Raw genomic sequence first — 24,107 nt, forward strand, 5'->3', positions numbered from 1 at the left:
GTAAAAAATTTAACTCAAAGGAGAGTAAAAAATGTCAATTATTACTGATGTTTACGCTCGCGAAGTCCTAGACTCACGCGGTAACCCAACACTTGAAGTAGAAGTTTATACTGAATCAGGTGCTTTCGGACGTGGTATGGTTCCATCAGGAGCTTCTACTGGTGAACACGAAGCAGTTGAACTTCGCGACGGTGACAAATCTCGTTACGGTGGTCTTGGTACACAAAAAGCTGTTGACAACGTAAACAACATCATCGCTGAAGCAATCATCGGCTACGATGTACGTGACCAACAAGCTATCGACCGTGCTATGATCGCACTTGACGGTACTCCTAACAAAGGTAAATTGGGTGCAAACGCAATTCTTGGTGTGTCTATCGCTGTAGCTCGTGCTGCTGCTGACTACCTTGAAATCCCACTTTACAGCTACCTTGGTGGATTCAACACTAAAGTTCTTCCAACTCCAATGATGAACATCATCAACGGTGGTTCTCACTCTGACGCTCCAATCGCTTTCCAAGAATTCATGATCGTACCTGCTGGTGCACCATCATTCAAAGAAGCTCTTCGTTGGGGTGCTGAAATCTTCCACGCTCTTAAGAAAATCCTTAAATCTCGTGGTCTTGAAACAGCCGTAGGTGACGAAGGTGGATTCGCTCCTCGTTTCGAAGGAACTGAAGACGGTGTTGAAACTATCCTTGCTGCGATCGAAGCTGCTGGATATGTTCCTGGTAAAGACGTATTTATCGGATTTGACTGTGCTTCATCAGAATTCTACGATAAAGAACGTAAAGTTTACGACTACACTAAATTCGAAGGTGAAGGAGCTGCTGTACGTACTGCTGCAGAACAAATCGACTACCTTGAAGAATTGGTAAACAAATACCCAATCATCACTATCGAAGATGGTATGGACGAAAACGACTGGGACGGTTGGAAAGCTCTTACTGAACGTCTTGGTGGTAAAGTTCAATTGGTTGGTGACGACTTCTTCGTAACAAACACTTCTTACCTTGAAAAAGGTATTGCAGAAGGTGCTGCTAACTCAATCCTTATTAAAGTTAACCAAATCGGTACACTTACTGAAACATTCGATGCTATCGAAATGGCGAAAGAAGCTGGTTACACTGCAGTTGTATCACACCGTTCAGGTGAAACTGAAGATTCAACAATTGCTGACATCGCAGTTGCAACAAACGCAGGACAAATCAAGACTGGTTCACTTTCACGTACAGACCGTATCGCTAAATACAACCAATTGCTTCGCATCGAAGACCAACTTGGTGAAGTAGCTGAATACCGTGGATTGAAATCATTCTACAACCTTAAAAAATAATCTAGTTCAGTGAACAAGGTTTGAAGCCCCTCGGATTTTTTCCGAAGGGCTTTTTTCTGTTCAAGGGGATAAGAAAGGGGCAGAGTTTATGGTATAATAGACAAAAACACTTGTATTAGGAAGAAATTATGTCTAAAGAGATTGATATTGAGTATTACCATCAGCTAGCCTTGCAAAAGCAGAAGGACCACCGCAAAGTGTTAGCTAATCTAAAGAAAAAACCTCCTAAAAACTTAGATAAGATTGCGCAGCAGATTCACCAAGAAGTCTTTGCTGAGATTGATTGCACTGCCTGTGCCAACTGTTGCAAGACTTTGGGGCCCGACTTTAAAGAAGCAGATATCACCCGTATCGCTAAGTACTTTAAGATGAAATTACCGGCTTTTGAAGCGGAATTCCTTCAGGTGGATGAAGATGGGGATAAAGTTTTCAAATCCATGCCTTGCCCCTTTCTAGGAGGAGACAATCTCTGCTGCATCTATGATGTTCGTCCCAAGGCCTGTCGTGAATTCCCCCATACAGATCGGAAAAAGATCCATCAAATCAACCATTTGACGATTAAGAATACCTTGACCTGCCCTGCAGCCTATCTCTTTGTTGAGAAATTAAAAGATAAGTTATAGAATTTACACCTTTAAATCTTGTACAAAGATTCTAGGGTGGAAGTATCCTGTATTTGTTAGAATATAGATAGAATTGAACACGGACTAAAAGCTATGCGAAAAAGAAAAAATTACCTAGAATCAGAAGAACCAGCGATAATTTTCCCATTTTCACTTTGCTTTTAATGACCTTTGTATCTTATGGAGGTAAGAAAAGAAGAATATGATGCATCAATTCAATCAAACCATGGATTATTTGGAGCAGCAACTGACTGGAGAAGTGGATATGAAAAGATTTCAGCAGCTATCGGGCTATTCTTACTCTCTCTTTAGCAGGCTATTTTCTATCCTGGCAGATATGACATTAGCAGAATACTTGCGCAATCGCAGGTTGTCAGAGGCTGTGATGGACTTGCGGGAAAGCACTGAGAAAGTCATTAACATAGCAATGAAATACGGCTATGAGTCTGCTGACGCCTTCAGCACAGCCTTCAAGAAATTCCATGGTGCAACTCCCTCAGAAGTTCGAAAAGGAAAACCTTATCGGATCTTTCCTAGACTTCAATTATCCTTAAAAATCACAGGAGGAAAGAACATGGATATCAAGATTCAAAAGAAACCTGCTTTTACCGTGGCAGGCGTCCTATTGGAAGCTATTGACAATAGCAAATGCCCGTCTGCTTGGGAGCATCTCTATGCCCATCACAGCTTTGAAAGCCTAGAGAGTCTAGGCAGTGGCCAATCTTTTGGCGTCTGCTCGGATGTCAAAGAAGGCGAAATCATCAACTATATGGCTGCTTATGATGTGACGGATAAAACTAAAGCAGAAGAACTAGGTCTGTCCATCAAAGATATCCCAGCCGCTGAATATGCTATCGTACCAGTCAAAGGCCCTATACCTGCTAGCATTCACAATGCTTGGAAATATGTCTTAGAGGTCTTTTTTCCAGAAACTGGCTATCGCCACTCAGGAGCCCCAGACTTTGAAGTTTATTTCAAAGGAGATATGTCGTCCTCAGACTACCAAATGGAACTCTGGATACCAGTCATCAGGGACTAGATCATTTTCTGATTTTTTATAAAGATGCAAATCAAACTCTGTAGAAGATAGCTTTTACAGAGTTTTTAATTGTTGACATTCATGTCTGTAAACAAACAAACCATATTTTTTGTTTGGATTTTATGGGGCATGCGAATAGTTTTCTCGGTATAATAGTCCCATAGAAGATAAGGAGGCAGGAATATGCAGATGTATTTTGGAGATGTGTCACTTTGCTATAGTTATTCATTGGCAATGGCACTGGATGGCTATGGCTATGACTTTAAAGCAGAGTTTTTAGAGGCAATTATGGTGATGGGAAATGGAGCTAGTATCGTAAAGGAAGATGAGGAGCACCCTCTAGTATTTTTTGATAATGGAATGCCAGATCTTTCCATCTCTCATTCCTTAAAAATACTTGGGTTTGACTATGAGGACTTCTATCTAAAAGATGGCGCGGAAGTAGATTTGGAAGAGGTTAAAAGAAAGTTGGAAACATTTCTGTCAAATGGACCTGTCGTTCTGGGACCTCTTGATATGGGCCATCTGACTTACAATCCCAATCACACAATCCTTTATGGTGTGGATCACTTCGTAACCGTGTATGGCATTGATCATCAGCACCTCTATTTGCATGATCCAGCTGGTTTTGCCTGTATGAAGGTTGCTTTTAATGACATACTAGAAGCATGGAAGGCAGAGGCTATTGACTATAAGCGCGGAGCCTACTCCATGTGGGGGAATTTTAAGCGGCTCAAGACTCCTAGTCAGACTGAAATCTATCAGGAAACAGCAAAGATTATAAAGTCCCGATATCTGAATGGTCAAAACGGTGTTTTGAAATGCTATGCAAAAGCAGTTGCTGAAAACGGCTTAAATACCGAGCAAAAACAATTGCATCAATATTTCAGCTTTAAACTTGCGGCTGTTCGAAGTCTCTATCTCAGTAAATTTTTAAAAGATCATGATCCAGAAGGGGCAAGATTAAAAGAGGAGTTGGCTTCTTTATTTGGTCAAGCCCACCTTTCATGTTTAAAAGAAGATTACCAAGAACTATCCAACTTGCTCTATCAAATAGCAGAAGTGGACGGTCTCTTTAAAGATTTATATGTAAAGTAGAGAACAAAGAGATGACTCTATGCATTAAAAACTAGTTAGTAAAAGCAGTTTTTCGTAAAATGAAGAACTGCTTTTTGCTACTTGTGGTATAATAGAAAGTAAATATATTTTAGATTAATAGGATACAAATATGAATAAGCAACAATTAGCTGCAAAAATTTGGGAATCAGCCAATGAAATGCGTTCTAAAATAGAAGCCAACGAATATAAAGATTATATTCTAGGATTTATGTTTTACAAGTTTTTATCAGATAAAGAAGAACAATTCCTTTCTCAAGAAGGATACGGTGACGATCTATCTGATTTATCAGAGTCTGATGAAGAAACTGTAAAATATATACAAGAAAAAATTGGTTATTTTATCAGTTATGATAATCTCTTTTCTACTTGGATTAAAAAAGGGGTTGATTTCGATGTATCGAATGTTCGAGATGCCTTGTCAGCATTTAATCGATTAATTGGTAAAGGACATAAACATGTTTTTGATGGCGTCTTTGATACTCTCCAAACTGGCCTAAGTAAGCTTGGAGAATCATCTGCTTCTCAGACAAAAGCTATTAGCAGACTTCTTACATTAATTAAGTCAATTCCTATGGAAGGGAGAAGAGACTACGATGTTTTGGGCTTCATTTACGAATATCTGATTAGCATGTTTGCAGCAAATGCTGGTAAAAAGGCAGGGGAGTTTTATACCCCTCACGAAGTCTCTGTACTAATCTCTGAAATTGTGGCCCATCATCTCCATGATAAAGATGAGATTAAAATTTATGATCCGACTAGTGGATCGGGCTCTTTGCTCATCAACATCGGGCAATCTGCTTCAAAATTTATCCAAGGGGAAAATAAAATCCAATATTATGCCCAAGAATTAAAGAGCAACACCTACAATTTGACACGTATGAATTTGATTATGCGAGGAATTTTGCCATCCAATATTATCACTCGAAACGGGGATACCTTGGAGGATGACTGGCCTTATTTTAATGAAAACGATCCTGTGAATACTTATAATCCACTCTACGTTGATGCTGTTGTTTCAAATCCACCTTATTCGCAGAAATGGGATTCTGAACATAAAGAAGATGATCCCCGCTACTTTGGTTTTGGTTTAGCTCCTAGAACCAAAGCAGATTATGCATTTTTGCTTCATGATTTATACCATTTAAAGCCGGATGGCATTATGGCTATTGTTCTTCCTCATGGCGTTCTTTTTCGAGGGGGCGAAGAAAGAAAAATTCGTATGAATTTAATCGAAAAAAATAAGATTGATGCAATTATTGGTTTGCCTTCAAATATCTTTTTTGGTACAGGGATTCCTACGATTATTATGGTGCTAAAACAGCATAGAGATAGAGATGATATCTTGATTGTAGATGCCTCTAAAGGCTTTGTAAAAGTTGGGAAAAACAACCAACTTCGTGCTTCTGACATTAAGAAGATTGTTGATATCGTAAATAATCGTGAAACGATAGAGGGATATTCTCGTCTGGTATCAAAAGAAGAGCTTCGCCAGCAAGACTATAACCTTAACATCCCACGTTATGTTGATTCATCTGAACCTCAGGAATCTTGGGATATTTATGCTTCTATGTATGGAGGAATTCCTAAATCAGAGCTGGCCAAATTAGATCCTTTTTGGTGCGCTTTCCCCAGTTTATTTTCTGACCTTTTTGAAGATGATGGATCTCCTTATGTCGAGTTTAAAAGTTCAGACTTAAAACAAGTGATTTTAAATAATGAGGATATAAAAAAATTCTTATCCGATTATCATCAGAGCTTTGAATCGTTTTCTGCATACCTATATGATTATTTGGTAGTTCAGGCTTTATCTGTTTCTTTACCCCAGGCCGAGTCTGTGATTAGTCAGCAGCTATTCAAGAATTTATTTGACTATCCCATAGTTGATCCTTACACTGCCTATCAACTTTTAGACGATGGATGGCAGGAAATTTCTCAGGATTTGGAGATGATACAGACCGAAGGTTTTCAAACTGTTAAGCGCGTGGATCCAAATATTGTCATAAAGAAAAAGAAGGGAAAAGAAGCAGAAGAACAACAGGAAGGCTGGATAGGTCGCATACTACCTTTTGAGTTGGTTCAGGAAGTCCAACTTACAGAAGAATTGGAGCAGATAAAAGCTCAAAAAGCTAGGTTGCAAGAGATTAAGGATACATATGTTCAATTGATTGATAATCTTTCTGAAGAAGAAAAAGAACTTCAGATTTTAACTGACGAGCAAGATGGTTTTATCACTAAGGAAGTCAATCTATTGCTGGAGGATATTTATGCCGAAGTGGATAGCTTGGAGATTTCGACTTTAAGAACTTATCTCGATCTGTTAGATAGGAAAGCTAAGAAAGCAGAAAAAATGGATTTTATAGCTGCTCACCCTGAAGTATCCTGGTCATCAATGGAGACATTAAAAGACAAAACTTACGGAGTAGTTAGTGTGAGAAGCTATATCCTGTGGTTGCAATGTCAAACAGTTTTTGAGGAAGGAAGCTTTGAGGCTACTTTACAGAATGTCATTAAACTTCAAGAAGAAGAAAAGCAACTAGCTACTATAGTTAAGGAAGCAGAGAAAAAGCTCCATTTGAAAACGAAGCAAGTCATTGAAAGCTTGTCAGATGAAGAGGCTAATGAACTGCTTGAGAAGAAATGGATTGTCCCAGTCGTTGAGGAGTTGAATCAATTACCAGATGTCTTATTTACTCAGCTGATAAAACATGTCACAGGAGTAGCGGATAAATACTCAGAAACTTTTGAAGATGTCAGCAAAGAACTAGCAGCTGTCGAGCAAAGTCTCTCTGATATGATTGACCAGTTGGATGGGCCAGAATTTGATATGAAAGGATTGAGGGAGTTTCAAAATCTCCTAAATAGAAATTAAGATGACGGAAGAAAGAAAAGCACCAGCTATTCGTTTCAAAGAATTTTCAGGTCAAAATGCGGAAGCTTGGGAACAGCGGAAGTTGGAGGAGTGCTCAGAAATATCTGCTGGTGGAGATATTGATAAATCTAAATTATTGAATAATGGGAAATATCCGGTCGTTGCCAATGCTCTTACAAATGACGGAATTATTGGGTATTATAATGATAGCTTTAGAATAGAGGCTCCTGCAGTTACAGTAACTGGCAGAGGTAATGTTGGAGTAGCAAAAGCTCGTAACGAAAATTTTACTCCTGTTGTGCGTCTTCTATCATTAAAATCAGATTATGATGTTGTTTTTTTAGAGAATGCTATAAATACCCAAAATATTGTAATTGAATCAACGGGAGTTCCCCAGTTAACCGTTCCCCAGTTAGGTAATTATAAAATTTTCTTTCCTTCTCCCCCCGAACAAAGGGCCATTGGCAGCCTCTTCCAAGATCTGGACAAGCTCATTACACTTCAACAGCGTAAGTTAGAGGTTCTCAAAGAGCAGAAGAAAACCTACCTCAAGCTCCTCTCCCCAGCCAAAGGACAAAAGAAACCAGTCCTTCGCTTCGCAGGATTTGAAGATGAGTGGAAGGAAGTGAAAGTTTCAGATATTTTTAGAGTTACTAGGGGACAAGTACTAGCAACAACGGAGATATCAGAAGAAAAAACAGATACTCATAAATATCCCGTATATTCTTCTCAAACCAAAAACGAAGGATTGTTAGGATATTATGATAAATATTTATTTGAAACAGCAGTAACTTGGACAACTGATGGAGCAAATGCTGGAACGGTAAATTATAGGGAAGGAAAATTTTATAGTACAAATGTGAACGGTGTCTTATTGTCTGATGAAGGTTTTGCTAATAAAGTGATTGCAGAAATATTAAATAACGAAGCTTGGAAATATGTTTCAAAAGTTGGCAACCCGAAACTAATGAATAATGTAATGTCAGAGATTAGTTTAGTTATCCCTAATGATTTTAGAGAGATTTCCATCCTGTCATCCCTCTTCCAAGACCTAGATAAGTTCATTGCCCTTCAACAGCGTAGACTGGACAAACTGCAGAATATGAAAAAAGCTTTACTTGAACAAATGATGATGTAAAGGAGTTACAGATGACTGTTTTTAGCAAAGAAGCTGATTTTGAACAGGCCTTGATAGAGGTACTTTTTACCAAGGGCTGGGAAAAAGAAATCCTCCACTACCCCACTGAGCAGGATCTGATTGAGAATTGGGCCAGGATTCTCTTTGATAATAATCGTGAACGCGACCGTCTCAATGACCAGCCTTTAACAGACGGTGAAATGGCTCAGATTTTAGAGCAGATTGAAAATCTCCGAACACCACTAAAGCTGAACGGTTTCATCAACGGAGGTTCAGTCTCAGTCAAAAGAGACAATCCAGCAGATCCTGAGCATTTTGGAAAAGAGATTAGTCTCAAAATCTATAATCGTAAGGAGATTGCTGCAGGTTCAAGTCGCTATCAGATTGCAAGACAGCCTCAATTTCCAACAAAATCTCCTATTCTCCATGATAGACGAGGCGATTTGATGCTTTTAATCAATGGCATGCCAGTCTTTCACTTGGAGCTAAAACGCAGTGGTGTTCCAGTCAGCCATGCCACAATACAAATAGAAAAATATGCCAGAGAGGGCATTTTCAAAGGTCTCTTCTCTTTGGTTCAAATCTTTGTGGCCATGGAGCCGAATGAAACTGTCTACTTTGCCAATCCAGGACCGGATGGACGTTTTAATTCAGATTATTATTTCCATTGGGAAGATTTTAATAATGAGTTAATCAACAACTGGAAAGATATTGCTGTTTATCTTTTGTCAATCCCGATGGCGCATCAGCTAATCGGTTATTACACTATAGCTGACCAGTCGGATGGAATTTTAAAAGTTTTACGTAGCTACCAATACTATGCAGTTGCAGCAATTTCTGACCGGGTAGCTAAAAATAAGTGGGCTGATCGCAATCAGCTTGGTGGTTTTATTTGGCATACAACAGGATCTGGCAAGACCATGACTAGTTTTAAAGCTGCCCAGCTAATTGCTAACTCAAAAGATGCAGATAAAGTAATATTTTTATTGGATAGAATTGAACTAGGAACTCAGTCTATAAAAGAATATCGAGGTTTTGCAGAGGAGAGAGAATCAGTTCAAGAAACAAAAAATACAACTATGCTTAGGACTCGCTTGAAAAGTAAGTCTCCCGAAAATACTTTGATTGTTACCTCTATTCAAAAGATGAGTAATATCAAAGAGGAGGATGGGATGACCGATGCAGAGCTGGAAGAGATGAGAAAAAATAGGATTGTGTTTATCATCGATGAGGCTCATCGCTCTACTTTTGGCGAGATGATGATTACCATTAAAGAGACCTTTCCTCAAGCTCTGTTCTTCGGTTTTACTGGTACGCCTATTAAAAAGGAAAATGAGCGAAAAAAGAATACAACAACTTCGATTTTTGGTCAAGAATTACATCATTACACTATCGCGGATGGAATTCGCGATAAAAATGTTTTAGGATTTGATCCTTATAAAGTCTTAATCTATAAGGATCGTGAAATCAGAGAAAAAGTAGCCCTAAATCAGGCGAAAGCTTCTAGTGTAGAAGAAGCAGTTAGTAAGCAGGAAAAGAGTAAAGTCTACTATCACTTTATGGATGGTTCAAAAGTCAAGATGGCAGGCTTTATGAATAGAAAAGGGAAGTACATCAAAGGAATTGAAGACTACATACCAAAAAATCAATATCTAACACCTGACTATCAGAAAGCTGTTGTGAAGGACATCTGTGATAACTGGTTAACCTTGAGTCGTAATGGAAAATTCCATGCTATTTTTGCGACTAGCAGTATCCAAGAAGCTATTTCTTATTATCGGTTGCTGAAAGCAATAAAGCCTGAGTTAAGAGTAACAGCGTTATTTGATCCAAATGTTGATAATAATGATGGCTTTGATTTTAAAGAAGATGCTCTTGTAGAGATTCTAACTGATTATGAGAAACAATATGGTCAGCTTTACACTTTGGCATCTCATGATCGTTTCAAAAAGGATGTTTCTAATCGTTTGGCGCACAAACACCAGCATAAATGGATTGAAAGAGAGCCAGAAAAGCAATTAGACTTACTTATCGTTGTAAATCAAATGTTAACAGGATTTGATTCTAAATGGGTTAATACTCTTTATGTAGACCAATTGATGAAGGATGAACTGATTATCCAAGCCTTTTCTCGAACCAATAGGATTTTTGGAGAGGACAAACCATTTGGTACCATCCGCTATTATCGTAAACCTCACACTATGGAACGGAATATTGAAGATGCAGTTCAGCTTTATTCAGGCGACAGTCCTGTAGAGCTTTTTGTCAATAAGTTAGATCAGAATTTAGTCATGCTAAATACTCGTTTTTATCAAATTCGGGACATTTTTGAAAGTTCTGGTGTAGAAAATTTTGAGAAACTTCCTGCTGAGAGAAGTGAAAAAGCAAAATTTGCTAAACTATTTAATTCGTTTAACGATTATCTTGAAGCAGCTCGAATTCAAGGCTTTAAATGGTCTAAATTACACTACGAAATTTCAAAAGGTGCTGGAAAGAAAAAATCAGTAGTGGATGTAGTATGCGATGAGACGACGTATAACATTTTAGTTATTCGCTATAAGGAACTGATGAGTAATGGGGGTGGAGGCAAAGGTCCAGGTGATGTACCATTTGATTTGTCAACCTCTATAATTGAAATAGATACTGGAATGATTGATGCTGACTATATGAATTCTCGTTTCCAAAAGTATATTAAAGCTTTGGGAACGGAGGAATCTGAAAGTCTTTTGAATGAACTGCACAAAACCTTTGCAACCCTGACACAGGAAGAGCAAAAAATTGCAAATTTAATCTTACACGATATTCAAAATGGGGAGATAGAGGTAGATAGTACACTGACACTTCGTGACTACATTAATGACTATCAGGTTCAAATTCATTATGATCGAATTAAACGTTTAAGCGATACCTTTGGTCTTGATGAAGAACTGTTAAGACAAATGATGTCTATGAAGTTGACTGAAATAACATTAAATGAATTTGGTCGTTTTGATCTTTTAAAAAATTCTGTTGATAAACAGAAGGCTAAGTCGTATTTTGAAAATATAGCTGGAAATACACTGACAACGTTTAAGGTAAATGTAAAAACATCAGATTTACTCAAGCGATTTATTCTTGAAGGTGGTTTTGAAGTCTGAATAATTTGCTTTCATCCTGATATTCTTAATTCAACTATTTTATCATCGTGAATATCAATTCATTTCAGAAAGGAAAACTCTCAAATTGCCCTACAAATTTCTACTTTTTGATCTAGATCACACCTTGCTTGATTTTGATGCTGCTGAGGATGTGGCTTTGACGCAACTTCTAAAGGAAGAAGGAGTTGCGGACATTCAAGCCTATAAAGACTATTACGTTCCTATGAACAAGGCTCTCTGGAAGGACTTGGAGCAAAAGAAAATCAGTAAACAAGAACTGATTAACACGCGCTTTTCTCGTTTATTTGCCCATTTTGGACAGAAAAAAGACGGTAGGTTACTTGCCCAGCGTTACCAATTTTACTTAGCCCAACAGGGACAAACTCTTTCGGGTACTCATGAACTCTTGGACAGCCTCATCGAACGTGATTATGACTTGTATGCTGCGACAAATGGGATTACTGCCATCCAGACAGGACGTCTGGCTCAATCTGGTCTGGCTCCCTATTTCAACCAAGTCTTTATCTCTGAGCAATTGCAAACGCAAAAACCTGATGCACTATTCTATGAAAAAATCGGTCAGCAGATTGCAGGATTTGATAAAGAAAAGACGCTGATGATTGGAGATTCCTTAACAGCTGACATTCAAGGTGGTAATAATGCTGACATTGACACCATCTGGTACAACCCTCATCACCTCGAAAATCACACACAAGCCCAGCCGACTTATGAAGTTCATTCTTACCAAGACTTGCTGGATTGTTTAGATGCTTTGTAGTGATTTTCCTAAGAGGTGTTGATATGGAAATTAAAGTCATTGAAGAGATTGATAACTTACTAAATCTCATCGAGCAGTATCAGTTAAAAGGTGTGGTTGCTCAAGTAAATTCGTTAAAAGAGTTAAAGTATATCATAAGCAATCATATAGAGTTAAGTACTCGAGAGAAGATGAATATCCACTATTCACTTTTTCTCCCTAGGGGTGGCTTATCTGAACTCTACTATATGGACGCTAATTTTGAACGGATGAAGTCTGTAAATAATCAACTTTCCTATGCTATTGAAACAATCGAAAAGTTTTTAATGGCTGATTGATACTGTGAATACTAATGTCCAATACTAGGATGAATAACAGTATATATAAGAACTGTAAAAAGTGGTTTAGATAGCCACTTTTTGCTATAATAGAGGCAGTAAAAACGAAGGAGTTGGCGATGCAACACTCATCATGGCATGCTTTGATTAAGGAGCAATTACCTGAAGGTTATTTCGGGAAAATCAATCAATTTATGGAACAGGTCTATGCTCAGGGAACTGTCTATCCACCTAAGGAAAAAGTTTTTCAAGCTCTCTTGACTACTCATCTGGAAGAGGTTAAGGTGGTGATTCTAGGGCAAGACCCCTATCACGGGCCAGGTCAAGCGCAGGGTTTGAGTTTTTCTGTACCCGATGCTATCCCAGCTCCGCCGTCCTTGCAAAATATCTTGAAAGAATTGTCGGATGACATCGGAGCTAAGAAATCCCATGATTTGACAGCTTGGGCTGAGCAAGGAGTCTTGCTTCTCAATGCTTGCTTGACGGTTCCTGCTGGGCAAGCCAATGGTCATTCTGGGCTAATATGGGAGCCCTTTACTGATGCTGTGATTCAGGTGGTCAATAATCTAGACAGACCTGTAGTCTTTGTGCTCTGGGGCGCTTATGCACGTAAGAAGAAGGTCTTGGTTACCAATCCTCACCACTTGATTATCGAATCAGCCCATCCTAGTCCGTTATCGGTTTATAGAGGATTTTGGGGTTCCAAGCCTTTTTCCAAGGCCAATGCATTCTTAAAAGAGACAGGACAAGAGCCAATCGATTGGCTTAGATAAGGAGAAAATATGCCTCAGTTAGCGACTATTTGCTACATTGATAACGGAAAAGAACTGCTCATGCTCCATCGCAATAAGAAGCCCAACGATGTCCATGAAGGCAAATGGATTGGTGTGGGTGGAAAGCTAGAGCGAGGTGAGACTCCACAGGAATGTGCAGCGCGTGAAATCCTCGAAGAAACAGGGCTCAAAGCCAAGCCGGTTCTAAAAGGTGTTATCACTTTTCCAGAATTCACACCAGATTTAGACTGGTACACCTATGTTTTTAAGGTGACGGAGTTTGAGGGTAACTTGATTGACTGCAATGAGGGGACGCTGGAATGGGTTCCCTATGATGAAGTTTTGAGCAAGCCAACTTGGGAGGGTGATCACACTTTTGTTGAGTGGCTTTTAGAAGATAAAACCTTCTTTTCAGCCAAGTTTGTTTATGATGGGGATAAATTATTGGATACCCAAGTTGATTTCTATGAATAAAGGAGAAAGCAGATGCTACTTATCAAAAATGGTCGTGTAATGGATCCCAAGTCTGGTTTGGATCAAGTGTGTGATGTTTTGGTCCAAGATGGGAAAATTGTCAAAATTGCACCTGAAATCAAGGAAGAAGGAGCAGAGGTGCTTGATGCTACTGGTCTAGTAGTTGCTCCTGGATTGGTCGATATCCATGTTCATTTCCGTGAACCTGGTCAAACTCATAAAGAAGACATTCATACTGGTGCCCTAGCAGCCGCTGCAGGTGGCTTTACAACCGTTGTCATGATGGCTAATACTAGTCCAACCATTTCGGATGTAGAGACTCTTCAAGAAGTTCTCCAGTCAGCTGCCAAGGAAAAGATTAACGTCAAGACAGTTGCGACCATTACTAAGAACTTTAATGGCCAAGACTTGACTGATTTTAAGGCGCTTTTAGAAGCTGGAGCCGTTGGTTTTTCAGATGATGGAATTCCGCTTGAAAGTAGTAAAGTGGTTAAGGAAGCAATGGAAGAAGCCAAAAAACTCAATACCTTTATCTGCCTTCATGAGGAAGATCCAGGTTTGAATGGAATTCTTGGCTTTAACGAAAACATCGCTAAAGAACATTTCCATATCTGTGGAGCGACAGGAGTGGCTGAGTACGCTATGATTGCGCGCGATGTTATGATTGCCTATGCAACCAAGGCCCATGTTCACATTCAGCATTTGTCTAAGGAAGAAAGTGTCAAGGTGGTGGAGTTTGCTCAAGGACTAGGTGCGCAGGTCACAGCAGAAGTAGCGCCACAGCATTTCTCTAAGACAGAAGCTCTTCTTTTAACTCAAGGAAGCAATGCCAAAATGAATCCTCCACTTCGTTTGGAGTCAGACCGTCGTGCCGTTATCGAAGGTCTCAAGTCAGGTGTTATCACAGTTATCGCAACGGACCACGCGCCTCACCATGCAGATGAGAAAAATGTTGAAGATATCACCAAAGCACCATCTGGTATGACAGGTTTGGAAACCTCTCTTTCTCTTGGTTTGACTTATTTGGTGGAAGCTGGTGAGTTGAGCTTGATGGAATTGCTAGAAAAAATGACTGTCAATCCAGCCAAGCTTTACAACTTTGAAGCAGGTTACTTGGCTGAGAATGGTCCAGCGGATATCACTATCTTTGACGCTAAGGCTGACCGCCTTGTGGACTCCCATTTTGCGTCAAAAGCAGCTAATTCCCCATTTATCGGTGAAACTTTAAAAGGGCAGGTTAAATATACCATCTGCAAGGGACAAATTGTCTACCAAAACTAGATGGGATTCTGCTCTAGAAACTATAAGAATAGAGAGCGTATATGTATCCAACCCATCAATTTAAAGACAAGTTTGTCTTATTTCTTAAGATATTTTTCCCTATTCTGATCTATCAATTTGCCAATTATTCTGCCTCTTTTGTTGATACAACCATGACTGGGCAGTACAATACCATGGACTTGGCGGGGGTGTCAACCGCAACGAGTCTATGGAATCCTTTCTTTACTTTTTTAACAGGGATTGTTTCGGCCATGGTTCCCATCATAGGCCATCATCTGGGACGGGGCAAAAAGGAAGAAGTAGCATCTGATTTTTACCAATTTATCTACTTGGCTTTCGGACTGTCTTTGGTCTTGCTTGGAATGGTAGTATTCTTAGCGCCACCTGTCTTAACCAACATCGGACTAGAAGCTCAAGTGGCGGCAGTTGCAGTTTCCTATCTTTGGTACCTGTCTATTGGAATTATTCCCTTGTTGCTGTTCAGTGTCATTCGCTCTTTGTTGGATTCTCTTGGATTGACCAAGCTATCTATGTACCTCATGCTCCTATTACTTCCGCTCAATAGTGGTTTTAACTATCTCTTGATATATGGAGCTTTCGGTTTCCCTGAGCTTGGTGGCGCAGGAGCAGGACTAGGAACTTCACTAGCCTATTGGGTTTTATTGGGGATTTCTATTCTTGTTTTATTCAAACAAGAAAGGTTAAAAGCGTTACATCTTGAAAAACGCATTCCACTAAATATAGATAAAATCAAGGAAGGTGTTCGATTAGGTCTACCAATCGGGGGAACCGTATTTGCTGAAGTAGCCATTTTCTCCGTGGTTGGACTAATCATGGCTAAGTTTTCATCGCTCATCATTGCCAGTCACCAGTCAGCTATGAATTTTTCGAGTCTCATGTATGCTTTTCCTATGAGTATTTCCTCTGCTATGGCGATTGTTGTGTCTTACGAGGTGGGGGCCAAACGTTTTGAGGATGCAAAAATCTATGCTCGTCTGGGGAGAGTAACCGCCCTTATTTTTGCAGGTCTTACCCTATCTTTTCTCTACATTTTTAGAGATCGTGTAGCAAGTCTATATGGGAATGACTCTCAGTTCATTGAAACAACTGCTGTATTTCTAACCTACAGTCTCTTTTTCCAGCTAGCTGATACCTTTGCGGCTCCGCTCCAAGGAATTTTAAGAGGGTATAAGGACACTATCGTTCCTTTCTATCTTGGCTTAATCGGATATTGGGGAGTAGCGATACCACTAGGATATCTACTAGATCAAGTAACTGACTTAGGGGCATTTGCCTACTGGATTGGGTTAATTGCCAGCTTGATTGTTTCTGGTTGTTTGTATCAATGGCGTCTGAAAACCGTAATGAAAAGATTGAGCTAATTTTTGGAAAATATCCTGAAAAAGCACTTTGTGAAAAAATACTCTAACTAGAGAGAATCCCTGTTTTAACAGGGGTTTATTTTTTTATATTGTGAATTTTTATTAGCCATATACTTTGACAGCGTATACTAAAAAAGGTAAAATAGTAAGGTAAGTACAAAGTTAGAAAGGCAAGATTATGTCAACTTTAGATAAAAATCTTTTGCTAGAGATGTTCCGTAAGATGGAAGAAATCCGTCGCATGGACTTAAAAATTGCTCAGTTAGTGAAAAAGGGGAAAGTTCCCGGTATGACTCACTTTTCTGTCGGAGAGGAAGCTGCTAACGTCGGAGCGATGCTGGCTCTTAATCCAGATGATCTGATTACCTCAAATCACCGTGGACACGGGCAAGCTATTGCTAAGGGGATTGACCTCAACGGAATGATGGCTGAAATCCTCGGGAAATACACTGGAACCTGTAAAGGAAAAGGTGGTTCTATGCACATCGCTGACCTGGATGCTGGGAACCTCGGTGCCAATGGTATCGTTGGTGGTGGTATGGGAATCGCTGTCGGTGCAGCCCTCAGTCAACAAATGCAAAACACTGGAAAAATCGTCGTTTGCTTCTTTGGAGATGGTGCGACCAACGAAGGTGTCTTCCACGAAGCAGTCAACATGGCTTCTATTTGGAACTTGCCAGTTGTTTTCTACTGCATTAACAACGGTTATGGGATCTCTGCGGATATCAAGAAAATGACCAATGTAGAGCATATCCATCAACGTAGTGCGGCATATGGAATTCCTGGAATGTTTATCGAAGATGGGAACAACGTCATCGATGTCTATGAAGGATTTAAGAAAGCTGTAGATCATGTTCGTGGTGGCAATGGCCCAGTCTTGATCGAAAGTGTAACCTATCGCTGGCTTGGCCACTCATCATCTGACCCTGGTAAATATCGTACTCGTGAAGAAGTGGAATTGTGGAAACAAAAAGACCCAATCGAAAACCTTCGCAAATACCTCATTGAAAACAATATTGCAAGTGCAGAAGAATTGGAAGAAATTCAAGCACAAGTCAAGGAAGCAGTAGAAGCTTCTGTTAAATTTGCTGAAGAAAGCCCATTCCCACCACTAGAATCAGCATTTGAAGATATTTACGCAGACTAAGGAGAAAGAGATAAAAATGGAAACAAAAACAATGTCGTTCCGTGACACCATTATCCTTGCTATGTCTGAGGAAATGCGTCGCGATGAAAATGTATTCTTGATGGGAGAAGACGTCGGTGTCTTTGGAGGAGACTTCGGAACTTCTGTTGGAATGCTCGAAGAATTTGGTCCAGAACGTGTTCGTGACTGTCCGATTTCTGAAGCTGCTATCTCAGGTGCAGCAGCAGGAGCAGCCATGACAGGACTTCGCCCAATCGTTGATATGACCTTCATGGACTTCTCGGTCATTGCCATGGACAATATCGTCAACCAAGCTGCTAAAACACGTTACATGTTTGGTGGGAAAGGTCAGGTTCCAATGACTGTCCGCTGTGCAGCTGGTAACGGAGTTGGTTCTGCGGCTCAGCACTCGCAATCTCTAGAGTCTTGGTTTACTCACATTCCTGGACTTAAGGTTGTAGCTCCTGGAACACCTGCGGATATGAAAGGACTTCTCAAGTCAGCTATCCGTGATAATAACCCTGTTATCATTCTTGAGTACAAGTCAGAATTTAACCAAAAAGGGGAAGTGCCAGTTGATCCAGACTATACACTCCCACTTGGGGTTGGGGAAATCAAACGCGAAGGTACAGATGTAACAGTCGTTACTTATGGCAAAATGCTTCGCCGTGTAGTTCAAGCTGCTGAAGAATTAGCAGAAGAGGGAATTTCAGTTGAAATTGTGGACCCACGTACCCTTGTTCCGCTTGATAAGGATATCATCATTAACTCAGTGAAGAAGACTGGTAAGGTGGTGCTTGTCAACGATGCTCACAAAACAAGTGGCTATATCGGAGAGATTTCAGCTATTATTTCAGAATCAGAAGCATTTGATTATCTAGACGCACCAATACGCCGTTGCGCCGGAGAAGATGTGCCAATGCCTTACGCACAAAATCTAGAAAATGCAATGATTCCAACAGTTGAAAGCATCAAAGATGCCATACGTAAAACTTATAACAAAGAATAAAATTACATAAAATAAATTATGTAAAAATAGTTTTTAACTTTAGCAACTTGAGATACGTATTGTACCTAAGTTGTTTGAAAGTTGCGACAGAAGGGAGTCGGATCGATAATATTCGACGAACGACTTAGTAAGTCTACTAGGTTGACCGCCTGATAGCGGCAACCGTAGTAACTTGAGACTCGTTTCATATCCAAGTGATTTGAAGAGTTGCGACATGAATGAGTCGAATCGATAATATTAGACGAATGAATTAGTAAGTCTACAAGGTTGACCGCCTAATAGCGGCAACCGTAGTAACTTGAGACGCGTTTCGTGTCCAAGTTACTTGTAGAGTTGAATTCGGACGGAGGTCTGTGAAAAAAAGATAGATTTTCTTGTGTTCATCGAACACATCGTCAATCTCCTATTTTTTCATTGCCCTCTTCGTCCTTAATATCTTATATTCGAACACGGGCTAAAAGCTCGGAAAAAAGATAAATCTTCTTGGCTTCATCGAAGCCTGCGTAGATTTCCTATTTTTCAGTCGCTTTTTACGCCCTTAGTATCATAATTAGAATTGGAGAGGTCATGGCTGATGACAAGCTAAGAGCGACTCCTGCGGCTAGAAAGTTAGCGGATGATTTAGGTATCAACCTCTACGACGTTTCTGGCTCAGGTGCAAACGGTCGTGTCCACAAAGAAGACGTGGAAACTTATAAAGACACAAATGTGGTTCGCATTTCGCCACTTGCAAAACGAATTGCCCTCGAACATAACATTGCTTGGCAGGAAATCCAAGGAACAGGTCATCGTGGCAAGATCATGAAGAAGGACGTTTTGGCCTTGCTTCCTGAAAATATCGAAAACGATACTATCAAGTCTCCTGCTCAGATTGAAAAAGTGGAAGAAGTACCAGATAATATCACTCCTTATGGTGAAATTGAGCGTATTCCAATGACACCAATGCGTAAGGTTATCGCGCAACGTATGGTTGAATCTTACCTAACTGCGCCAACTTTCACACTCAACTATGAAGTTGATATGACTGAAATGCTGGCCCTTCGTAAGAAGGTTCTTGATCCGATTATGGAAGCGACTGGTAAGAAGACTACTGTAACAGACCTTCTTTCACTCGCTGTTGTGAAAACATTGATGAAACACCCATACATCAACGCTTCATTGACAGAAGATGGCAAGACCATTATCACTCATAACTATGTCAACCTTGCGATGGCGGTTGGTATGGATAACGGTCTAATGACACCAGTTGTTTACAATGCTGAGAAGATGAGCTTGTCAGAGTTGGTCGTTGCATTTAAAGACGTGATTGGTCGTACCTTGGATGGCAAATTGGCTCCAAGTGAGTTACAAAACTCAACCTTCACAATTAGTAACTTGGGAATGTTTGGTGTTCAGTCCTTTGGTCCGATTATTAACCAACCCAACTCAGCTATTCTGGGTGTAAGTTCGACAATCGAGAAACCTGTAGTTGTCAATGGTGAGATTGTCATTCGCCCTATCATGAGCCTTGGTTTAACTATTGACCACCGTGTTGTAGATGGTATGGCTGGTGCTAAGTTTATGAAAGACTTGAAAGCCTTGATTGAGAATCCGATCTCAATGTTGGTTTAAGTCAGCTATTGTTATTTTAGAGATTTAGAAGGAAGTAAGACATGGCCTTAGAAGTAATTATGCCAAAAGCCGGCGTAGATATGACAGAAGGACAAATTGTCCAATGGAATAAAAAAGTCGGTGAATTTGTAAAAGAAGGAGAAATCCTTTTGGAAATCATGACTGACAAAGTCAGCATGGAATTGGAAGCAGAAGAAGATGGATACTTGATTGCCATCCTTAAAGGAGATGGTGAAACTGTTCCAGTAACTGAAGTTATCGGTTACCTTGGTGAAGAAGGGGAAAACATCCCAACAGCTGGAGCAGCTACGCCAGAAGCTAGCCCGGCGCCTGCAGCTAGTGCTTCAAACGACGACGGCAAGAGCGATGATGCCTTTGATATCGTTGTGATTGGTGGAGGTCCTGCTGGATATGTAGCGGCCATTAAAGCTGCTCAACTTGGTGGTAAGGTTGCCCTTGTTGAGAAATCTGAACTCGGTGGAACCTGCTTGAACCGTGGATGTATCCCAACTAAGACCTACCTTCACAACGCTGAAATCATCGAAAACATCGGTCATGCAGCAAACCGTGGTATCGTCATCGAAAATCCAAACTTCACTGTAGATATGGATAAACTTCTTGAAACCAAGTCTAAGGTTGTCAATACTTTGGTTGGTGGAGTTGCAGGTCTTCTTCGTAGCTACGGAGTTACTGTTCATAAGGGAATTGGTACCATCACTAAAGACAAGAATGTCTTGGTAAATGGTTCGGAATTGCTTGAAACTAAGAAAATTATCCTTGCCGGTGGTTCAAAAGTCAGCAAGATAAACGTTCCTGGTATGGAATCATCACTCGTAATGACAAGTGATGACATTCTTGAAATGAACGAAGTTCCAGAAAGCCTTGTTATCATCGGTGGTGGAGTTGTCGGTATCGAACTGGGTCAGGCCTTCATGACATTTGGTTCAAAAGTAACTGTTATCGAAATGATGGACCGTATCGTTCCAGCTATGGATGCTGAAGTTTCTAAGAACCTTCGCTTGATCCTTGAACGTAAAGGAATGACCATCTTGACAGGTACTAAACTGCAAGAAATCATCGAGGAAAATGGTCAACTTCGTATTAAAGTTGAAGGAAAAGACGATATCATTGCAAGCAAAGCGCTCCTTTCAATCGGTCGTGTGCCAGACCTTGAAGGAATTGGCGATGTTGAGTTTGAATTGGATCGTGGTCGTATCAAGGTCAACGAATACATGGAAACTTCTGTTTCAGGAATTTACGCACCAGGTGACATCAATGGTACGAAGATGTTGGCTCACGCAGCCTTCCGTATGGGTGAAGTTGCCGCTGAAAATGCCCTTAAAGGAAATCATGCTGTTGCCAAACTTAACTTGACTCCTGCAGCCATCTACACTCTTCCTGAAGTAGCAGCAGTAGGTCTAACTGAAGAACAAGCTCGTGAGAAATACGATGTCGCTATCGGTAAATTCAACTTTGCTGCTAACGGACGTGCCATTGCTTCTGATGCGGCTCAAGGTTTCGTTAAAGTCATTGCAGATAAGAAATACGGTGAAATCCTTGGTGTCCATATCATCGGTCCTGCAGCTGCAGAATTGATCAACGAAGCGTCAAGTATCATCGAAATGGAAATTACTGTCGAAGAAATGCTGAAGACTATCCACGGACACCCAACATACTCTGAAGTGATGTACGAAGCGTTTGCGGATGTTCTAGGAATGGCCATCCATTCACCTAAGAAAAAATAAAACGAAGATAGACTAGACTGGAAGATTATTTCCAGTCTCTATCGTATAAAGGGATATCATGAAATATATTATCAATCATTCAAACGACACTGCTTTTAATATCGCCTTGGAAGAATATGCCTTTAAACACTTACTAGATGAGGATCAAATCTTCCTTCTTTGGATTAACAAACCTTCTATCATTGTTGGTCGTCACCAGAATACTATCGAAGAAATCAACCGTGATTATGTTCGAGAAAATGGTATTGAGGTAGTCCGTCGTATCAGTGGTGGTGGAGCTGTTTATCACGATTTAAACAACCTCAACTACACCATCATTTCAAAAGAAGATGAAAACAAGGCCTTTGACTTCAAGAGCTTCTCAACTCCAGTTATCAATACCTTGGCTCAACTAGGCGTTAAAGCTGAGTTCACAGGCCGTAATGACCTTGAGATTGATGGCAAAAAATTCTGTGGCAATGCCCAAGCCTATATCAATGGCCGTATCATGCACCACGGTTGCTTGCTCTTTGACGTTGATTTGTCAGTCCTTGCTAATGCCCTCAAGGTTTCAAAAGATAAGTTTGAATCAAAAGGTGTGAAATCCGTCCGTGCCCGTGTAACCAATATTGTCAATGAATTACCAGAAAAAATCACAGTTGAAGAATTCCGTGATTTGCTATTGGAATACATGAAAAAAGAGTATCCAGAGATGACTGAATATGTTTTTTCTGAGCAAGAATTGGCTGAAATCAATCGTATCAAGGATACCAAGTTCGGTACTTGGGACTGGAACTACGGTAAATCACCTGAATTTAACGTCCGTCGTGGAACAAAATTCACCAGTGGTAAGGTCGAAGTTTTTGCCAACGTCATTGAATCAAAAATCCAAGATATCAAGATTTATGGGGACTTCTTTGGTATCGAGGACGTTGCAGCTGTAGAAGATGTCCTTCGTGGTGTAAAATACGAACGCGAAGATGTCCTTAAAGCTCTAGAAACTATTGATATTACACGCTACTTTTCTGGTATTAGCCGTGAAGAAATCGCTGAAGCGGTAGTAGGATAAATCAAAAAAGAAGTTGCTAAAATATGCAACTTCTTTTTTTGTGGTATAGTATACATAATTATAATTATGTATTAATTATAAACTATCCAAAGCATTCTTTTGTTCATCATTAACGATATGGGTATAGAGGTCAGTGACTTGTGTGCTGGCGTGACCTAGCTGGTGACTGACCAAAACTTGCGATTTAGTTGCATCATAGAGCCTAGTTGCTAGGGTATGGCGGAGTTTATGGGGTGTTACACGAACTTTGAAGTCCTCAGAGTACTTTGCGACCATTTTTTCAACACTGGAAGCATCAATCCGATTAGGAACACCTCGGTAGAGTGTCAGAAAGAGCGCTGTATCTGTCTTTTCCGTCTTATAGCGTTGATTCCGAATGGCTAGATAATTCTCTAGATAAGGTTTTGCAAAGGCCGCGACATTGACCGAGTCGCGTTTGCCACCTTTTCGAGTGACATCAATAACCATCATTTTGAGATTGAGGTCTCTTAGATCCAGATTAACAGCTTCAGATAAGCGAACACCAGATGCCAAGAGAAGGGCAATAATTGCTAAATCACGTTCCTTATTTTTATTGAATGACGACAGAGCACGATTTGAGAGCTGTTGTGGATACTCTTGGTCGATATAAGTTAGAAAACCTTCAGTTTCATCACCTAAAAAAAGTTTTTGCTTGATGTTTTCAGCTCTAGCAGCAAGTGTTTCTTTCTTTTTCTTGGTTGAAACTTTCTTCATTACATTGCGATAGAAATAGGGTTCTCCTTGATCATTTTCAACTTCCTCGGTTAGATATTTGTAAAGACTGGAAAGTGCTGATAAAGTTCGATTGATGGTTGTCTGTGAAACGCCTTGTTTGGTTGTATTGGCATTCAGCAAAGGTCGTTCTCGTAGGTATAGGATAAAGGATTCCATGTCTTTTTTAGACATATTTTCCAGGACTGATAAAGGAATGTCAGACATTTTATCAGCATCTGAAATACCAAACTCCAAAACCCAGCTGAAAAATCGATCGTATTCCTTGAGGTATTCGTACAAGGTTGTAAAACTGTAGGGCACAGCAAGCTTAGATTGGTAGTATTCCAGAACATACCAGGGCATGATTTGTTTTAGTTTGTCGATTCGTTCTAGTAAAATCTCACGTTTCATGATTTTCTCCCTAAATTAGTCTACTAGTAGTATAGCATAGACTTATATATTTTTCAAGAAAATTATAGTTTTTCGGAAAGATGATATAAGAAACTTTTAAAATATCTAACTTTATCCCATTCACTCTGAACCATT

At 40.0% G+C, this 24,107-nt stretch carries 19 protein-coding genes; 18 read left to right on the forward strand and 1 reads right to left on the reverse strand.

Annotation, left to right across the window (positions count from 1 at the left end; genetic code table 11):
* Window positions 1-31 precede the first annotated feature (31 nt).
* The 18 genes from eno to GMD1S_RS01040 all read left to right on the forward strand — a co-directional run bounded on the left by eno (window position 32) and on the right by GMD1S_RS01040 (window position 22,826).
* Window positions 32-1,336, forward strand: a complete 1,305-nt coding sequence (eno, locus tag GMD1S_RS00955) for a surface-displayed alpha-enolase (RefSeq protein WP_000022821.1) — start codon at window positions 32-34, stop codon at window positions 1,334-1,336.
* 128 nt (window positions 1,337-1,464) lie between these two features.
* The gene (locus tag GMD1S_RS00960; protein WP_000031464.1) at window positions 1,465-1,959 is read left to right on the forward strand and encodes a YkgJ family cysteine cluster protein; all 495 of its coding nucleotides are present in this window, start codon (window positions 1,465-1,467) and stop codon (window positions 1,957-1,959) included.
* 202 nt (window positions 1,960-2,161) lie between these two features.
* Window positions 2,162-2,998 (forward strand): AraC family transcriptional regulator, encoded by an 837-nt coding sequence (locus GMD1S_RS00965; protein ID WP_002880726.1) that lies wholly within the window; start codon window positions 2,162-2,164, stop codon window positions 2,996-2,998.
* A 183-nt stretch (window positions 2,999-3,181) separates the two neighbouring features.
* Window positions 3,182-4,096 carry a hypothetical protein gene (locus GMD1S_RS00970; RefSeq protein ID WP_001178524.1) on the forward strand — a complete coding sequence of 305 codons (915 nt, stop codon included), beginning with the start codon at window positions 3,182-3,184 and terminating at the stop codon, window positions 4,094-4,096.
* A 130-nt stretch (window positions 4,097-4,226) separates the two neighbouring features.
* Window positions 4,227-6,986, forward strand: coding sequence for a type I restriction-modification system subunit M (locus tag GMD1S_RS00975; protein ID WP_001041616.1), 2,760 nt, complete (start codon window positions 4,227-4,229; stop codon window positions 6,984-6,986).
* Between the two features lies 1 nt (window position 6,987).
* Window positions 6,988-8,124, forward strand: coding sequence for a restriction endonuclease subunit S (locus tag GMD1S_RS00980; RefSeq protein ID WP_000134180.1), 1,137 nt, complete (start codon window positions 6,988-6,990; stop codon window positions 8,122-8,124).
* 11 nt (window positions 8,125-8,135) lie between these two features.
* Window positions 8,136-11,261: a type I restriction endonuclease subunit R, EcoR124 family gene (locus GMD1S_RS00985; RefSeq protein ID WP_000215696.1), complete on the forward strand. Its 3,126-nt coding sequence runs from the start codon at window positions 8,136-8,138 to the stop codon at window positions 11,259-11,261.
* 85 nt (window positions 11,262-11,346) lie between these two features.
* Window positions 11,347-12,039, forward strand: a complete 693-nt coding sequence (locus GMD1S_RS00990; RefSeq protein ID WP_001146398.1) for a YjjG family noncanonical pyrimidine nucleotidase — start codon at window positions 11,347-11,349, stop codon at window positions 12,037-12,039.
* A 23-nt stretch (window positions 12,040-12,062) separates the two neighbouring features.
* Window positions 12,063-12,356 carry a hypothetical protein gene (locus GMD1S_RS00995; protein ID WP_000404133.1) on the forward strand — a complete coding sequence of 98 codons (294 nt, stop codon included), beginning with the start codon at window positions 12,063-12,065 and terminating at the stop codon, window positions 12,354-12,356.
* 119 nt (window positions 12,357-12,475) lie between these two features.
* Complete coding sequence (locus GMD1S_RS01000) at window positions 12,476-13,129, forward strand: uracil-DNA glycosylase (RefSeq protein WP_001164851.1); 654 nt, start codon at window positions 12,476-12,478, stop codon at window positions 13,127-13,129.
* 9 nt (window positions 13,130-13,138) lie between these two features.
* The gene (locus GMD1S_RS01005; protein ID WP_001135777.1) at window positions 13,139-13,603 is read left to right on the forward strand and encodes an NUDIX hydrolase; all 465 of its coding nucleotides are present in this window, start codon (window positions 13,139-13,141) and stop codon (window positions 13,601-13,603) included.
* 12 nt (window positions 13,604-13,615) lie between these two features.
* Window positions 13,616-14,884 (forward strand): dihydroorotase, encoded by a 1,269-nt coding sequence (locus GMD1S_RS01010; RefSeq protein WP_000924517.1) that lies wholly within the window; start codon window positions 13,616-13,618, stop codon window positions 14,882-14,884.
* Window positions 14,885-14,925: 41 nt separating this feature from the next.
* Entirely contained in the window at window positions 14,926-16,266 is a 1,341-nt protein-coding gene (locus GMD1S_RS01015) for an MATE family efflux transporter (protein WP_000283627.1), read from the forward strand.
* A 178-nt stretch (window positions 16,267-16,444) separates the two neighbouring features.
* Complete coding sequence (locus tag GMD1S_RS01020) at window positions 16,445-17,413, forward strand: thiamine pyrophosphate-dependent dehydrogenase E1 component subunit alpha (RefSeq protein WP_000105373.1); 969 nt, start codon at window positions 16,445-16,447, stop codon at window positions 17,411-17,413.
* A gap of 16 nt (window positions 17,414-17,429) precedes the next feature.
* Window positions 17,430-18,422, forward strand: a complete 993-nt coding sequence (locus GMD1S_RS01025) for an alpha-ketoacid dehydrogenase subunit beta (RefSeq protein WP_000448708.1) — start codon at window positions 17,430-17,432, stop codon at window positions 18,420-18,422.
* 567 nt (window positions 18,423-18,989) lie between these two features.
* Window positions 18,990-20,033 carry a dihydrolipoamide acetyltransferase gene (locus tag GMD1S_RS01030; protein WP_000752713.1) on the forward strand — a complete coding sequence of 348 codons (1,044 nt, stop codon included), beginning with the start codon at window positions 18,990-18,992 and terminating at the stop codon, window positions 20,031-20,033.
* Window positions 20,034-20,074: 41 nt separating this feature from the next.
* Complete coding sequence (gene lpdA / locus GMD1S_RS01035) at window positions 20,075-21,778, forward strand: dihydrolipoyl dehydrogenase (protein ID WP_001162892.1); 1,704 nt, start codon at window positions 20,075-20,077, stop codon at window positions 21,776-21,778.
* A gap of 58 nt (window positions 21,779-21,836) precedes the next feature.
* On the forward strand, window positions 21,837-22,826 hold the full coding sequence (locus GMD1S_RS01040) for a lipoate--protein ligase (RefSeq protein ID WP_000874003.1): 990 nt from the start codon (window positions 21,837-21,839) through the stop codon (window positions 22,824-22,826).
* 75 nt (window positions 22,827-22,901) lie between these two features.
* Here the strand turns inward: GMD1S_RS01040 and xerS are convergent, their stop codons facing one another.
* Window positions 22,902-23,972 carry a tyrosine recombinase XerS gene (gene xerS / locus GMD1S_RS01045; RefSeq protein WP_000817851.1) on the reverse strand — a complete coding sequence of 357 codons (1,071 nt, stop codon included), beginning with the start codon at window positions 23,970-23,972 and terminating at the stop codon, window positions 22,902-22,904.
* Between the last annotated feature and the right edge of the window lie 135 nt (window positions 23,973-24,107).

The organism is Streptococcus sp. GMD1S, assembly GCF_000296875.1.
Lineage (GTDB): Bacteria > Bacillota > Bacilli > Lactobacillales > Streptococcaceae > Streptococcus.